This is a genomic window from Flavobacterium sp., assembly GCF_003525665.1.
GTDB lineage: Bacteria > Bacteroidota > Bacteroidia > Flavobacteriales > Flavobacteriaceae > Flavobacterium.
Genome location: NZ_DQDX01000058.1, coordinates 594 through 17,598 on the forward strand (window position 1 = coordinate 594; position 17,005 = coordinate 17,598).

Annotated in this window: 13 protein-coding genes; 3 read left to right on the forward strand and 10 right to left on the reverse strand. The window is 30.9% G+C overall.

The genetic code is table 11. The annotated features are described in order from the left end of the window. Window positions 1–44: 44 nt before the first annotated feature. The 9 genes from DIU01_RS04065 to DIU01_RS04105 all read right to left on the reverse strand — a co-directional run bounded on the left by DIU01_RS04065 (window position 45) and on the right by DIU01_RS04105 (window position 11,084). A complete protein-coding gene (locus DIU01_RS04065; RefSeq protein WP_290831968.1) occupies window positions 45–2,771 on the reverse strand; it encodes a T9SS type A sorting domain-containing protein in 2,727 nt (908 codons plus the stop codon). Between the two features lie 126 nt (window positions 2,772–2,897). Then, window positions 2,898–3,674 (reverse strand): LytTR family DNA-binding domain-containing protein, encoded by a 777-nt coding sequence (locus tag DIU01_RS04070; RefSeq protein ID WP_290831969.1) that lies wholly within the window; start codon window positions 3,672–3,674, stop codon window positions 2,898–2,900. Between the two features lie 138 nt (window positions 3,675–3,812). Next, window positions 3,813–5,342: a recombinase family protein gene (locus DIU01_RS04075; RefSeq protein WP_290831970.1), complete on the reverse strand. Its 1,530-nt coding sequence runs from the start codon at window positions 5,340–5,342 to the stop codon at window positions 3,813–3,815. 230 nt (window positions 5,343–5,572) lie between these two features. Next, complete coding sequence (locus tag DIU01_RS04080) at window positions 5,573–5,911, reverse strand: hypothetical protein (protein WP_290831971.1); 339 nt, start codon at window positions 5,909–5,911, stop codon at window positions 5,573–5,575. Window positions 5,912–5,932: 21 nt separating this feature from the next. Continuing rightward, window positions 5,933–7,255 carry a type IV secretory system conjugative DNA transfer family protein gene (locus DIU01_RS04085; protein ID WP_290831972.1) on the reverse strand — a complete coding sequence of 441 codons (1,323 nt, stop codon included), beginning with the start codon at window positions 7,253–7,255 and terminating at the stop codon, window positions 5,933–5,935. A gap of 11 nt (window positions 7,256–7,266) precedes the next feature. Further along, entirely contained in the window at window positions 7,267–8,103 is an 837-nt protein-coding gene (locus tag DIU01_RS04090) for a relaxase/mobilization nuclease domain-containing protein (protein ID WP_290831973.1), read from the reverse strand. 37 nt (window positions 8,104–8,140) lie between these two features. Then, on the reverse strand, window positions 8,141–8,605 hold the full coding sequence (gene mobC / locus DIU01_RS04095; protein WP_290831974.1) for a plasmid mobilization relaxosome protein MobC: 465 nt from the start codon (window positions 8,603–8,605) through the stop codon (window positions 8,141–8,143). Further along, on the reverse strand, window positions 8,605–9,384 hold the full coding sequence (locus tag DIU01_RS04100; protein WP_290831975.1) for a hypothetical protein: 780 nt from the start codon (window positions 9,382–9,384) through the stop codon (window positions 8,605–8,607). Before DIU01_RS04100 ends, mobC begins: the two co-directional genes overlap by 1 nt. Before the next feature lie 11 nt (window positions 9,385–9,395). Further along, entirely contained in the window at window positions 9,396–11,084 is a 1,689-nt protein-coding gene (locus tag DIU01_RS04105; protein WP_290831976.1) for a hypothetical protein, read from the reverse strand. A 546-nt stretch (window positions 11,085–11,630) separates the two neighbouring features. On the opposite strand from DIU01_RS04105, the gene DIU01_RS04110 reads away from it, so the two are divergent. The 3 genes from DIU01_RS04110 (at window position 11,631) to DIU01_RS04120 (ending at window position 16,317) form a co-directional block, all read left to right on the forward strand. Beyond that, the gene (locus DIU01_RS04110) at window positions 11,631–11,969 is read left to right on the forward strand and encodes a hypothetical protein (protein WP_290831977.1); all 339 of its coding nucleotides are present in this window, start codon (window positions 11,631–11,633) and stop codon (window positions 11,967–11,969) included. 275 nt (window positions 11,970–12,244) lie between these two features. Beyond that, window positions 12,245–15,595 (forward strand): hypothetical protein, encoded by a 3,351-nt coding sequence (locus DIU01_RS04115; RefSeq protein ID WP_290831978.1) that lies wholly within the window; start codon window positions 12,245–12,247, stop codon window positions 15,593–15,595. A gap of 422 nt (window positions 15,596–16,017) precedes the next feature. Continuing rightward, window positions 16,018–16,317: a hypothetical protein gene (locus DIU01_RS04120; protein ID WP_290831979.1), complete on the forward strand. Its 300-nt coding sequence runs from the start codon at window positions 16,018–16,020 to the stop codon at window positions 16,315–16,317. Window positions 16,318–16,445: 128 nt separating this feature from the next. Here DIU01_RS04120 and DIU01_RS04125 read toward each other — a convergent pair. Further along, window positions 16,446–17,005, reverse strand: a 560-nt coding sequence (locus tag DIU01_RS04125; protein ID WP_290831980.1) for a hypothetical protein, incomplete at its 5' end; no start/stop codon positions are given.

Below are 17,005 nucleotides of genomic sequence, written 5' to 3' on the forward strand. Positions count from 1 at the left end.
AGAGCGGAAAATTTTCCGCTCTTTTCAGCATCTATATTCTAAAATTATTGTTTGATAATTTTCATTGTTTTATTACCATTATTCGTTTTTACTTCAATTAGATAGATTGCATTGGGTAAATCTTGAATGCTAATTTTTTCGTTTTCACTTGTAGCCTTTTTAGACATCAACAAACGACCAAACATATCATATACATTGGTTTGGGTAATGATTTCATTTTGAGTTGATATATTTATGATGTCGTGGGTTGGGTTCGGGTAGATTTTAATATTTTCTTCCATACTTGTATAATCATTGGAAGAAAGAGAATTATCTATGATAATTCTTGACAAACCAAAACGACTTTCGTTATTTAGAGATGTATAGGTTCCAAAAATAGTTAGCATATTTGTTGATTTTGCCTTTAAAAATAAATTATTTGGACTTGTATAGTAATAAGAATATTGAGGGTAATTTACATAATGAGCATCAACAAAAAACCTTTTATATGCTGAAATAGTGATAGGAGAAAATGCTGTATTGATAGAACCATTAAGATTTGACGAAATAATATTATAATCAAAATTCACATAATCTTGATTTGGGTCTCGTCCATTAACAGATAAATCTCCGTTTAATGTTCCAACATCATTAACAGTTGTAAAATAGTATTTGTTGTTTAATTTTTCCACTTCATAAACTGCACCGTTAAAGGAATTCGGGTTATTTAATAGACTTGAGAAATAAGTTATTGGATTTCCGTTAAAATCTACATAAACCGCTCCTCGTGTATCAACTCCATTAAGGCTATCAAATGAACCGCATACCATCAGATTATTGTCTATAATTTTTATTTTAGTAATAAATGGGCTGTACATCCAACTTGTATTTGAATAGCCTAGGTTAAAATTCTCAAAACGATTGTTTAAAGTACCATCTTCATTTAAAATAACGATTCCATATTTTCGGGAATTTGGATTTGTGCCATAGCCATTATTTGTCTTATAGTTATGGTAAACTAGTATTTTATTGTTAGGTAATGGTAGAATTTCTACATTGTAGGAATCAAAACTACCAGCAATATTTTGAAATGAAATGTCAATATTCCCATTTTCTAAAATTCTAATTAATCCCTCATTAGCTTGAAATCCTTTGTAATTAAATGTTCTGTTACTATGTAAAAGTACTTTTCCATCATTTTGAAGTGCAATAGTTATGACTTGACCATAATCACAAGCATTTGAGTCGGTTAATTCGTAAATGAATCCTGTATCAAAGGTAGTATCTAACGTACCATCGGCATTTAATTGGAAGAGTCCTTTTAAAGGCAAACAACCCTCGAAAATACTGGTCTTTCCAATTTGTCCAGCACAGATAATTTTTCCGTTTGGTCTGACTAAAATATCTTTGATTTCCCAAGCTACATAACCAGAAGGAAGAGATGATGAAGTGAAGTTAAAAGTATTATCTCTTGTTCCGTCAGCGTTTAAGCGTATTAAATTATAGAATTTATTTTCATAATACACTTCGGAAAGCAATATTTTACCATCGCTTTGTTCTGCGTAGGAATAATCTTTTATATAGGAAGGAGTAGTGTGATATTCCGTAAAGCCATCTCTTCCAAAAGAAAAACCAGGCATACAAAATCGTTCATCAAAATGGTAGGTATTGTTGATTGTACCATCATTGTTTACAATGAATGACTGATTAGTATACGTATTTTTATATTTTAGGAAATTCCCTGAAACGAACACATCATTTAGAGAGTTAATAATTATTTTATAAATCGCACCATTGCTATTCGCAGTTCCTGTGTCAAATGTATTGTCTATCGTACCGTCTGAATTGAGTTTGATAATGCTATTATTTGGCACCCCTTTATAAGTTGTAAATAGCCCTCCAATTAATGGTTTGTTATCATTTAAAAATTCAATAGTCCAAACATCATTATCAAAACCTGTATTACTGGTATGAAAAGTAGTGTCTAAAGTTCCTGTATTGCTTATTTTAGCTATACGGTTTATGGTTGTTCCTTTAAAAGTAGTAAACTTGCCACCTACATAAAATGAACCATCAAAAGCCACTCTTACGACATATACTTCATTATTGAATCCTGCTCCTACAACGAAACTAGTATCAACCGTGCCATCAGTATTTAGCAAAACAATTCTGTTTTTTGCTACCCCGTTTATTGTCGTGAATACACCACCTGCTAAAATCTTTCCACTTGGCAAGATTGAAAATGAATATACAATTCCGTTTGTTGTAATAGTTGCAAATGTTGTATCAACTGTTCCATCTGAGTTTAATCTTTGGATAGAACCATTACGCCCAACAAGTAATTTACCATCATCTTGTTCTTGTAACGCATAAACGTTTTGAGCATTAGTATCGGGTAAAAAACTAACATCTCTAGTTCCATCATTATTAATGCGGATAATTTTGGGAGCAAAAACACTTGCAGAGCTTGTAAAATCTCCTCCAATATACATTTTGTAATTTTGTGCTTGTGATATGGCTAAAATATTACCATTGGTAGCAATACTAAAAGTTGGATTTACAGTACCATCGGCATTTAATAATCCTATTTTAGATTTATCGGTATCTTGGTTAAAAAGAAAACTGCCATCAGTTCTTTTAGCTACACGAAAGAAAAAATCTCTAGTCTTTACAATTCGTTTATTAAATGTTGGGTCAACTGCCCAACCTGTTTGCCCATAAAAAAAACCACTAATTAGCAGTGTAAAAAACAGAATAAACCTTTGTTTTTTAATGTTGTAGAAATTGCTCATAATAAAAATATTTAAAAGCAATTTTAATACAATAAACCGACTTTAAGTCAGACTATTGGAGTTGTTTACTCTACACGGAATATACGAATATGAACAAGTAAAAACTTGCCACAAACAGGAAAGTTATCAAAAGTTTTTTGAAGTTAAAAGTGTGTGTTTTACTCTTTCTAAATATACTTCTCCAATTGGAATTTCGATAATGGTATCTTTAATGGTAAAAGTTTCATCCAATTGAATTTTGCTTTTTTCAGTTATTTCAAAAAGACCTGTTCGGTAATGAAGACTAATAATTTTTTGGGTGGTATTTATTTTTTCGATGTAGGAAATATTAATAATGTAGGATTTATGAACCCGCAAAAAAGTTTTTGGCAGTAATGTTTCGATTTCTTTTAAAGGTTTGGTTACAGTAACCTTTTTGTTGTCTAATCGATTAACATGACAATATGAACCATCACTTTGAATAAATAAAATATCATTGTATTTAATGAGCCAATGGGCATTTCTGTCTTTTATACTAATATGACTTTTTAGTTCCGAAAAACGTTTGACAAATTTATTTAGTGCAATAGTCAGTTTGGTTGGATTTATTGGTTTATCTAGATAGAAAAGTACATCATAATTAATGGCCTTTTTGGCATATTTTTCGTTTTCAGAAAGCACAATTACAAACGGAGGTTCATTAAAAAAACAAGCGGTTTCTTTGATGATTTCAAAACCAATTTCATTTTTTAATTCAACATCTAAAAAGATAATATTTGGCTTTAATTTTAAAGTAATATTTATACCTTCTTGAACGGTTGAGGCAACTCCTTTACAGATAAATTCAGGATGATTTTTCAATTCTTCCTGTAATTTTAAGACACATTCTTGTTGGTCTTCAATGATGATATAGCTATAGTTCATGGCACTAATTTTGAAGCAAACATCATCGAAAGTAATCACATAAAGAAGCCAAACAAAGCGAAAGAAAAGTTAATTTTGAAAAACTTTATAAACCAGTTAAATAAATGGATAAACCACTAAAAACAGCGAGTTTGATTATTATATAACAACTACTCCTTCAGTATTCCTTTTCTTATCCGCAATTCTTAAACGCTCCAATCTTCTATCTCTGAAGAGTATTGTTTTTATAGACTCCTCAAGGGTTGGAGTTGAAAAATACCATTGGTGGTATTCTAATTTTTGACAGAAGAGTGTTTGCACGATTTTCTTTTTGAGTTCCGTTGAACTGTCCTTGTAAACGGTATCTACCCCTTTAAGAAAAGTGATGCCTTCTTTGAGGTGTTTTTCAAAGAAACGTTCTTTTACACCCATTTCTTTGAGTTCGATTTTAATTTCTGATAAGCGATTATCGATTCTAGTTTTCATGGAGTTAAAAGCACTGGCATCGATTTGTTTTTCGAATAAGTGGTCTTCTGCCATTTCTAAACGCTTGTATAAGTTTTCTTCTTCACGTTTCAGGGATTGAATAAGGGTTTGTTTATCTTGGTGACGCTCGGAGAAACGCTCCGAAAGTAATGAAGTATACACGGATTCTTGTTCCTGTTCAATTCTCATCTCACAGAGTAAACTTTCAAACAATGCGTTGACTTCAATTGCTTTGTGTCTGGTTTTGCAATAACGAGTACAATGGTAATAGAAATAGGTGCTTTTGCCATCTCTTCCTTTACTTCCTGACCCTGTTAGTAATTTTCCACATTCGGGACATACTAAAAAGCCACGTAAGGGAAGTGCTTGGTCTATTTCAGTTAAGGTTCTAACAGGAGCTTTATATTTCCCTTTTAAGATTAGTTGTACTTTTTCAAATACTTCAGGACTCACTAAACAAGGATGCAATCCTTCCACAATCATTTCTTCTTCTTTTTTGTAGGGTTTTATATAAATCTTACCCATATAGGTTGGATTTTTAAGTATCCCTAAAAATCCATTTCTTGAAATTTTCAACCCTTTTTTCAAAAAGGTAAGCCGTACTTGTTCCGCACTATAAATGCCTTTGGCATATTCCATAATGGCACTTTGAATAAGTGGACCAAAAACAGGGTCAAAAGTTAATGTTGACTTTCCATCTGAATTTCTACAATTTATATATCCTTTTGGAGCAATTCCTACAAAACAACCTTCTTTCATGGCTTTTCTAAGACCATCAATGGTACGAAGACTATTTTTATCGTTCTCTATTTCTGGTATAACCAAATAAACCGCCAATAAAACCTTACTGTCAGATTGACTTAAATCCAAAGGCTGCTCCACACTATTCACGCTAATGCCGATTTCTCTTAACTCTCGAATCATGCGCATTGCTTGTTCCAGATTTCTGGAAAATCTATCCCATTTTAAAAATAATAAAGAATCCACTTTATTTTGATTGGCTTTGGCAAAACGAAGGAGTTTTTGAAATTCAGGTCGGGCAGAAAAGTTTTTGGCTGAATAGTCCTCTTCAAAATGAGCCATAATAGTATAGCCATTTTGATTACAATAATTCTCCAATTGCTCTTTTTGATGACGCAAACTAAATCCTTTTTCTTTTTGTTCTTCGGTACTTACTCTGGTGTAAATAATAACATTTTTCATTTGTTACATAATTTTTTTTTCTTGGAATGGTTTAAGTATTCAATCTCTACTAACTGTATTAATTTTAGCCGAATTTCAGCCATCATTTTTTCAGAAAAAACGGGCTGATTTTTGGCTGTATTTTGGGCTATATTTCGAGGTTGATATTTCATGAAAGTTAACACTTAAGTACTGTAAAATAAAGTCTTTCTGGATGTTTTTAAGAGAATTTTAGCTTCAAAATGGCTGATTTACGAAGGTTCTTGAGTAGCCCTAAAAAGACGGTTCAACAGTTTTACAAGACCATTAATTAGCCATGTAATTACACGAATTACGATCAAAAAAACAGCAATAATTAATTTTAGTAGGTGTTCAAAAATCACTGGAAAGGTACTTTTGATAAGTACTAGCAAATATTTAATGAGCGTTGCAGACATCTCAAAAAGAATAATTAATAATCCTTCTAAGGCTTCTGCAAGTGCTTTGGGAAGTACTCCCAATGGTTTGAGCATTTTACAGATGATAAGATAAATTATAATGAGTATGCCTAAACTAATAAGTATATAAATTGTTTGTTCTGATAGTTCCATTGTGATATATTTTATTAGATTTTATATTCCAAGACGTAAGCGTATCCAAAAGTTTTTAAACCAAGGTTTCATAATGAGTCGAATAGGAAGTTTATTAGCATAAATAAGGAGTCCCTCTTCGGATTTTAAGGTTCGTATTTCATCAGCAGTTAACAGCCTTCGACCTGTCATAGAATTGTCTTTGTTTTCATTTACAATGGTTGCCATACCCAAGAGCCTTGATATCTGTTCAGTAGATTCAATATTGAGTCCTGCAAGTACTATTTTCATTTGAAAGTTAGAGAGGATGGTTGCTTCTGCTTTGGGATAGTTGTGTTGTAATTGTTGTAAATCCTGAATAGCACAGATAAGATTCAAATCGTATTTTCTACAAACGGTTATCAGTGTTGTAAAATCAGGAATATAAACATTGGCGAACTCGTCCAAAAAAGCAAATACTCGCTTCTGTTTTTTACCACGTGGAGCAAGTAGACTATAAAAAATATCCTTTAGCAGCAGGTTACGAATAAAAGCGGTATGACTCAAGTCACGCTCACTATTTTGAATATAGAGAATGGTTTTTTGATTTCGCAATAGCGAAATATCCAAATCGTTACCCGAGGTCAGTTCCTTGATATAGGAATCATTAAGCGGACTCAGTACTGCACTTGCCGTAGCGAGAATAGAGGTTCTTAATTTTTCAGAATAATTTTTGAAGGCTGAGAATTTTACATATAATTCATCATCCATATATGATGTCATTACAGACTCAGCTTGTTCAATATCGGCAGAACACAAATCTATCAAATGCGACAAGGCAGAAAGGTTTTGCCTATCGTTGTCCATTTTCAGAATGGTTTTGATAAGGATATAAAAGAGTTGCTCAGTCGCAATTTGCCAAAACGGGTCATTACCCTTATCTAAGCCTTGTGCTTGTATCATTATTTTAGAAAATCGAACTATCTCACTATCGCTTTTTATAAATGCCATAGGATTGTATTTTAATCCTTTTGTACCATCTTGTGAAAGATTGAAATGCAGTATGGTATACCCTTTTTTCTCTAAATATTTTGAAGTAAGAGCAAATAACTCTCCCGAAGTATCTGTTACAATGTAACTATCTCCTTTAGGGCGAAGCAGATTATTGGCTATCCACACGCTCTTACCCCCACCTGTGGGACTTAAAATTAAGGCGTGAATTGTTTTGGTTCTAACTATCCTATTTATCCCATCCACCACAATACCTTTGTTCCAACACGAAAGTAAATCCTCTTGTTCCCTTTTGGTCATAAAGCGAGAACTCCCATATAGTGTTGGGTATTCAGGTGTTTTTTCTCCTAATAATAATTTCCAAATTTCATCCATGATACTATGATTTAATGTTCTTTCTCTTTTTGTAGTTCAACTATTTTATCTTTAGATTGTAGCATTCGGTAGATGGTAGCGAGTTCTTTAGTTTTAAATAGCGTGGTTAGTCTGTATTTTTTATTTTGTTCTTTATCCATAATTCCGTGAATTTTATCTCTGTAGCTATAAAATCCATATTTTGAATCTTGTGTAATACGATTTTCAAATTCAAGTATTGAATTACTCTGCTTTGCAATTGCTTTTAAATAGGCGATAATTTTTTCTTTCTCGGTAGTCTTTCCTTGCTTTGTGATTTGAAATTCTTGCTCGGTGGGTTTAATAACTGCTTTAGAAGTTTCCAGTCCAAGAGTTAAGTTTCGTTTGTTTGTTGTATAAGCAAAACTGTGTTTGATTTGTGGGTAGTGCTCTTTGGTATATTCTTCCATTTCCACTTGCAATGCTTTTAATTCCGATTTTGACAATCGAAATCCTTTTCTACTATGAAAACTATTTTGAGAACTCATCAGATGCCAATGAATATGCTCTCGGTCATTATGTACTCTTCCGTACACCAAATGATTTTCCAACCCAGCCTTATTAATATAATACAAGGCTACATCATGCAAAATTTCAGGAGTGACAACCATTTTATCTTTTGATGAAAAACTCAAAATATGGTGGTACATATTATTTTTAGCTCCTTTACTTCGGTAGGCATTGTTTTGAATGAACTCCTGTTGTAAAATATTCAATTCATCAGTTTGTGGAAGATTATAGCACAAGGTTTGGCTATCGGCTTCTTTGCTGATATAATTCATGAGTTTACCGAAGGAATTATTTTTCCTTGAAAGAATTTTAATAAGCATAGTGAAAACTAGTTAGTTGTGTGTTGTATTTTTCTAATTAGGATTTTAGAAAAAGTTCAGGATGAGCGAGTTGTTTATGGACAAGTTCCTCTAACTGAACAAGTCTTTGAAATGCCTCGTCCATGAGTTGAGAATGAGCTGTTTTTTGATAATTGGAAATTTTGGAAATTTGATTGATGTTATTTCCAATTTTTCTAATGGATACTTGTAGTTCAGAAATAATTTCGGTGTTAGGTATCCAAATAGTTTTTCCAATAGCTTGCAGAACAATCCGCTCACAATAGCCCGAGCGGGACAGCCCTTGGGTAAGGGCTGTTTGAGTTAACCGCTCGTACTGTTTTGGAGTAAAATAAATCTCAACAACTTGATTATAGCTACGTTTGTTTTTCATATATTCACGTAGGTATTCACGTTTATAAGACTTATACATTGCTTTACGCTGCTCGCCTTGTAAGTGAGACAAACCAAGCTCATATAGATAATTTCTAAAATTCTTCATCATTACAATTTTTGCCAGTTAATTTTTCCATTATAGTTTCCTAAAGAAAGTAGCATATCCCAGTAATATGGCATTATAATATAATACTGCTCATTCTCAGGCTTATTTGGAGTAACTACATCAATAGAAGTCACTTTTGAAAGTTCTATTTTATAGCTTTGCTGTTGTAAACGCTCAAAATCAGTTTTAGCTAAATCAGTAGCATACGTTTTACTTGGCATTGCCCATTTTGCTTTTGTGAAGTCTCTAAAATTTGATTCTTGGATAAGGTCTGAGTACACGCAAATAGAAGCCTTATCATATTTTTTCAGAATCTCTGAAATTGGATGTAAAAGTTCCACAATTGCCGTTTGATTGGAAGAGGTAGCTGAACTATACATTTGATTGATAATTTTCTTTTTGGTAGCCTTAAGTATTTTACGAACTTTAGTTTGATAGCGTGTTTGTTCTAATTCTTGTTGCGTTTTAGATTGCACCCTATTATTCTCTATCACTTTTGGTGCTTTATACTCAAACCAAGTGCTATTGGTTCTACTATCGCTGTGGCTATTAATGTCCATTACTACTACATCTGTGTTCTCAAGCAGGTTCTGATTTAAATAACGGGTCAGGTGTTTAATTTCCATTTGCTTTTCAGCGTTTGATTGAGAAATGGAAGATGATTTATCCTTTACAAGAATAAGAAGTGAGCGTTCAGGAGTTTCGTTAGTGATTTCCTTTTGACAGGAAATTGTAAAAAGGACTACGAATAATAAAACGGAAATTTTTAAAAAGTTTTTCATGATATAAAATATTAAAGATTAGTTTTCAACGTGTTGGGTGTGTAGTTTTCCATTGGTTGAAAAGTCACGGTATTTTCTTTTGTGGATTGAGGATATAAAATTTCTTTTGTGGAGTCTCCTGCCATTAATTTTTCGATAAAACGTTTTTGACCCATCCAGTTCAAGATTCTATTGGATAAGGAGTTTACCTCGCTAATTACATTTTTTTGAGCATAAAATTCCGCTTCAATACGTGGCAGTTGATTTTCTATTGCTTTCAAGGCTTTATTGGTTTTATAGGCTGAAAGAAAAAGTAATAGTATTCCAAACATAATTCCAGAAAACAGCAAGAATATAAGAGAGCTACATGCTACTGTTAGTTTAATAACAGTGGCCATCGGTCCATCTTGCATTTTTATTAATTTTGTATTTACCTCATTTATTTTAGTTCCGTTCTCACGAATAGCTTGTTCTCGTTCTTCTTTAGTCATGTCATCATTTACAACATCTTCATCAAATACATACTGTTCCTCTGTTAGCGTATTTACTTGTGAGCGTAAATCATCTTGGTCAAGTGAATTTTTATATAACAGACCCATACAGAAAGCATAAAGCAAACCAAGTATGACCGTTAATAACATAAGCCTTGAGGAACGAATAATTTTGACAGCAATTTGATTATTGCCTTTGATATAATTTAGAATTGTACCGTACAATGAAAACCCTAATACAAAACTTATTAGTGCAGGTGCAGTTCCCGTAATTATTGACTTTGTTGTTGAAAAGTTGAATACTAATCCAAATATTGCAGAGAAGATTAACACTTCTCCTGCCAGTGCTATGCAGTACACTAATGATGCCCATACAATTTTTTGAAAATCTATATGCGATAAAATATTTTGTTTATAGGTAGTCTGTTTTAGTGCTTCTTTAGAAGTTGTTGATAGCATTACGTTTTTTACATTTTCAGTAGTCGGATTTGAAAACTGAACTGCAAAATTTTCGCCTGCACTAGTTAGACATTCGTCTAATTGTGCCTCAACTACAAAGTAGTCAGGAGCTGAACCTGCTTGTGTGTAGATTACCTGTGATTTAGATTTTTGTGGATCATTTGGTGTAATATTTGTTTTTGGAACTACAGCCAATTCAATGTCGTTTTGAGAACTTATTTCTTGTGACGAATTATATTCCTCAAAATTGGGTTCAAATATTTGGGGATATGTTTTAGTTTCAGTAGTTGCATTTTTTACAGCATCAAGATAATCTTTGGATTTTATATGTTCGGCTTCGTTAATATGCAATTGGGAGTCACTCACAAGCATAGCTTTTCTTGATTCGTTTCCAGCAATGTAATCCGTTTGTTGTGCCGAATAGATGCGATTAAGTTCGGTGCGTACTTCTATTTGTTGCTTTTGTTCCTCAATATCGATAATGGAATCATTACCTTCAATTGAACTTAAACGCATAAATTTTTTGGTTAATTTACCATAGTGTAATACATTTTTTTCAAACTCTTCTTTTAGAAAATATAGTTTACCATATAGTAAAGACCTAGATTGATGAAGCACTTTAAGTGCTGATTGGGAGCGAATTGAGTACCACCATGTCCATTGATTGGTTGTTTTTAAAAGGTCTTCGGTACTTTCATTAATTTTTGTTGTTAAATCTTTGCCTAGAAATTCCAATTTCTCAGGATGCGGAGTAATAATTTTTGATTCCATAGTTTAAAAATTTTAAAATGTTAAATTTTCGGAACTTGGAAAAAGAATCTATTGACTTTAGGTTGCTTTTATTGTATACTCCTATGCCGCAAAAGATATTTTTTCCTTTCCATGTTATGTCTTTTGCACATTTAGTAAAACCATTGGCGTGGTTTTACTAAACTTGGTGCTTCCGCTTTCGGGAGCATCATTTTTTAATTGCATAAAAAATTTGCTTTAAGACATCACGAAATTAGGGAGCTATAGCTTTGGGTACTTTAAAACCAACTGTGAACGGGAGGTGAATCAAAGGTGAACCGAAAAAAAGAGTTCAGAAGCCCTTGTTTTACTGATTATGAAAGTTTTAGAATTTTAATTAAATTGGCTTATAATTTTTTTGGAAAAATTTCCATTATGAAAAATTCTTGAAATAAAAAACACAGAAAACCATAATTTTATTAAAAAAACTTGACAAATAACATAAAATCATTACGATAAGATTACACTATAAGATATAGTGTGGCTAAACCGACAGTCTTTCGGAGTTGGTGAAAATCTTATAACAAAATGAAAACAAAAAAAATTGACGTAAGTCAGGTAATTAAAGAGATTACGACATTGGGTGGTTATGTTCTTTTGAAGAATAGTGAAGAATCTGATTTGGAAACACTCACTCCAGAAATGGCAAAAGAACTTCAAGTTTTGACTCCTTTACATAAGGATCAAGAAGGTGGAAAATTAGAATTAATTAGCATTAAAGAAATTGACTTAAAAGAAAGTGACCTGACAGGAATATCCTACGGCGAAATTGACTTTTATGTTCAGTTAGAGAGCGAAATGCTGAAATCTATTTTGCTACTAAAACTTTATTCTGAAGGCTTCTCAACTTTGGAAACCATCGATTAAACTTTTAGATTGATATAGGAAATCCTATGTCAGTCTTTTTTGATTACAGAAATTATATTAATTTCTTCTCCGATGAATTGTTCAATACTGTAAGTTCTCATAATTTTATTATTAAAGGTGCATTATAAAAAATGCATGTATATTATAGCTAAAGCTCGCATAAATTAAGTACAAACCGACCGAAGAAAGAGTTATGAAGTGCTAGTTTTGCTGAATATAAAAGATTGAAAATTTTGATTAAATTGCCTGATAATTTTTTAGAAACAATTTCTATCATGAAAAATCTCTTTCAAAAAGTTCTTGAAGTAAAACACCAAAATACTCATTCTATTGATGATATAAATATTTTAGTCAAATCAACTATTAAAAACCTCAATACGCAATATAGAAGAGGTCAGAATATAAAGAAGATTGAGGATTCTTATATCTCCACAGAGTATAAGGCATTCATCACTTATCTTAAAAATGATAGCAAAGAGTTAGATAGATTATTTACAGAATGTATAATTGATGAAACAAGAATTGCCAACTTTGTTAAAGGAGATACCAAGCGCCCACATCATAAAACAAAAGATTTTTTTGCGGTTTATTGTGGATGTGAAGGATATAATGATTTTATAGTTAAGTATAAAAATGTAGATCATTTAAAACAAACTGTACCTCAGTTAAATTCAAAATCAGAAATTTTAATCTCAGGAGCTACTATTATTAATGAAGATTTCATCAATAAAGTAAATTCAGGCAAAGCATTTACTATGCCTGAATTTTATGGTGCTAAACAAAATAACAACTGTCAATGGTATGGGATTATACATGGATATGATGTTGAGAGAAATGGATATAATACACTTAAAGAAATTATTATAGAAAGCTTTACTGAAGAGAAACATGAAAAAGTAACAGCAATTATTTGTGGTTCAGGCGGTTCAGGGAAATCAACGACTTTAAGGAGAATAGCTATTGACCTTCATAAAGAACCGATTCATATTATTTGGGTGCATGATAGTAGCACTAAAGAGTTTACAGAAAAAGGATTTCCATTGATTAAAAGTGAAGTCGAAAAGAATAAAGAACTAAAATTTCTAATTATTATTGAGGATTGGTATAGAACTTTTGAAAATGAAAACTTGGGAATAGATATTCTTAAAGAAGCTAAAAACATTAACAACATTAGAATTATTATTGGAGATAGAACCATCAAAAAATCATACACCGCTCATAGAAATAACGATTTTCAATTACATTTATCTTCTGATGACAACAAAGAAATCATTAATAAAATTGTTGAAAGATACCCCAATTGGAAATTGGCTTCTGAAAGATTATTAAAAGAAAATAACAATAATTATAAGTCTTCTCTTTTTTTATTACTCTTTATCTTGGCTCGTATAAATCAGAAAGAACTTAACAACACTTCATTAAATCTTTCCGAGCCACAACAAGTATTTCAGAGAGTTATAGAAAGTGACCTGAGATTTATTGAAAAAAAACATATCGGACTCGCTAAAGCACTTTACTATTTAGGATGTGTTTATGCGGAACATAAAATAACTATTACTTATGAAACATTTTTAAAGATTGCTGATTATTATAATGAAAAGAATTCTACGGAAATAAGTGATTTATTTAGCAATTGGAATATTAGAAGTGTAATATTAGAAAGGTTAAAAATCTACATTAGTATAAATGAATTGAATGACAATCATAGTATTATACAATTTAATCATGATGTTTTAGCCGATATGGGATTAAGGAAAGTAATAATGAAGGAGTCTTGGGATGAATTCGATGATACTATCAAAATACAATTACTTAATTTTATAACTGAAAAAGGTGATGATTACTCAGCCTCTTTATTTTTGAATGTAATGTATTATAATTTTAAAAATAGCAATACCCAAAATAAAGATTATGAAAAATTTATTATACCTTATGTAAATAAATTAATAGAAAAAGGAAACCAACATTTTCATTATTTAGTACCATTTTGCCGTAAACATTTTAATGATGAAGAGTACAAGAAATATTCCCTAATGTTATTTAAAAAAAGAATTTATTATCCTGAATTTTGGACAAATTTTTTAAGAAATTGTAAGAATGAAAAATTGAAGGAATTTTTTATGTCATATTTTTTAAAATATGAAAAAATGACAAGTTTTCATCATGAAATAATTGAAACTTCAATTAATATGACAAAAAATATAGACGCCAAGCAATTATTATTTACTAAAATACTTACCAGTCCGAAATGGATGCAAACCCATCCAAATATTCTATGTCTAGCCCTTGGAAATTTAAATAACGTGAATACCACATTGCAGCAGCAGTGTATTACCGAAGTTTTACAAAAAGGTATATATAATTCTAAACTTGATTCAAATGTTCTAAATTACATGTTATATTGTATTAAAGATGAAAATACAAGGCAAGAATTTATTGCTGGAATATTTTCAGATAATCAATGGAAAAAACAAGAGAACATTCACCTGATAGACACTTGCATGCAATTTAATAATGATGCTAAAATTTTCAAGTGTCTTATTCAAGAGTTTAGTATATTCACAAGATGGGAAAGAATTTACGATAGTAACATCATTAATCTTTTATACCATACAAAGGATAAGGCTTTTGCTCTGAAATTACTGTTAAATTGGAGCAACGGAGTTAGTTATCCTGTAATTTCATACATTCTAAAATTTTTTAATTTTAATACAACAGTAAAAGAACGGTTCTATAAAGATGTTTTAGAGAATATTTATGCCGATAATAAAGATGCCGATATGTATTGTGATGATGGAATCTATAATGATGCTCTTAACTTTTTCAACAATAGAGTCACATTGAAACAAGAATATATTAGAAAATTTTTTACCAGTAACGATTGGAAAAGTTATAATTTTAGAAGTAGAAAAAGAAAGGTTGCTTTAGCATGCTTAAAACATAATAAGGATATCTCTATTGCCGTAAATATGATTAACGAATTAAAAAAAGATAATAATTATAAAAATATTGCAATCGAATTAATAATACCCCTATTAAGACTCGCAAAAGACAAATCATTTGCATTAACTATTTTAGAAAATCATAGGCAAAGAGACACTTATTTGTTTGATTTGATTGAATGTTTTGTAGGAGAAGCTAAACTTCCTGAAAAGATAAGCAATTTAATAGATCAAATTATACAAGACTATCTAAATGATAAAAACAATTATTTTTCTGAACAAGTATATTCATATTCCCGCTTAATGAGGTTGAATTTTCATAATCATCCATTATGGAAAAAAGAAGCTGATAAAATTATTTCAAGTTATATTCAAGTAGGCAAAGATCCCTTTCTGAGACCTCTTGTAGGAGACATTCTATATATTTACAGGTGTTTTCCTGATAAAATTAAAGAATTATCAGAATATATTTTGACAAATTGGAGAACCCTAATTCCTAATCAGGAATATATTTTGATTCTAGCTTTCGGACACCCGCAATTAAAAACATTTAGCAAGCAAATTGCATCTGATATTATTTTTTCTGATGATTATCAACAAGGAAAATTAAAAGATGAGATTATAAGTGTTATTAATGACATATTTTATGGAAATACTTTTCCTGATTGGAAAATCGAATTGTAAATTGTCAGCAAAAAGTAGACTGTCTAAATAAGTTTACTACATAGATAAAGTAAATATTCCTTCCACATCGATATTGTCAATTTATTCCCAAAACGGATAAAATCAACATAAGCTATCACTTTGTAGGTCTGTCCGAGAGTTTGGTCATTCTCGCAACCTTCTAAGGATGTAAGCTAATAGAAAATAGCATTCTAAAATTATGAAGTAGCACCAATAAAAGTATCAAGACTATTACAATGAGTTTTCATGATTTTATAATTCATGGGGCATTACAAAAAAGAATAATTGACACGTATGTCGTATCTAAAGCTCGCATAAATTAAACACAAACAGGCTGGGAAAAATTTTTTGTGTTGATTTTCTGCTATTCTGCTTTAGATGTTTCGACCGTGTATTATTCTTTATTTTTTAATATAATGCACATGACTTACTTCGAAAAATCAATTAAAAACTTCCTTGAGCAATTAGAATTTGACTCTGACTTTTATGGCATACTAACTAATTCAGAATTATTAGAAATTACTAAAGATTTTCTATCATCTTATAAAATCGAAATTAGCGAAGGTTGCGATTATCGAAATAACCAAAATCAAAGCGGACACTACTATTGTGACCTTGCAAGTGAATGGGCTGATTCACAAGTTGATATTTATAATTCCGATTTATGGGAAAAAGCACCAAAGTTCCAATTATGGAATGAAGATGCTTTAAATGAATTTTGATTTGATAAATCAAGAGGAATGATTGGTATATTCCAAATATGACAATATTTATTTTATTCAAGATTATCAGTATATATTTTAAATAACCTCTCGGATTATGCTTCGGCATAATACTTCTTATCTGAAGCTTAATCTCCATTTAATCTGTCTAAAGCTTCAGCTAAATCTTTTAATGGCTTCCCAAATTCGTTTCTTATTTTATTGTACTTCTTATTAAATATAGTCTTGTGTTTTTCAACTTTTATATAGAGGAAAAGGTATAAAGAACAAGGAACAAATAATATAAATATTTGCAGAATTTTATTAAGTAGAAAAGTTAGGCTTACATTAAAAATGAAACGTCCATCTATTATAGATTTAGTTGCTTTTGTAAGGTATGAACAAAGAAGAAAAGAAGCAATTATTATTACTATGTAAATAATAACAATAAATTGTGGTTTCAATTCTACTTTCCAAGTTCCATTAAGAAAACAAATTCCTATAGAAGTTATTACTAATGATATAAGAGCAAAAACATGGAAAAAATAAAATTGCTTTTGTTCTAAAACTTCAGATTGAAAGCCACCAATGATTAGACCACTAAAACAATATAAAAAAACAAATACTGATAGTGATTTAAAGACATCAATAAATTTTCTTGCTTCAGTCTCCTCTTCTTCAAATTTCTTTTGCTGTAATTCTATCTTTG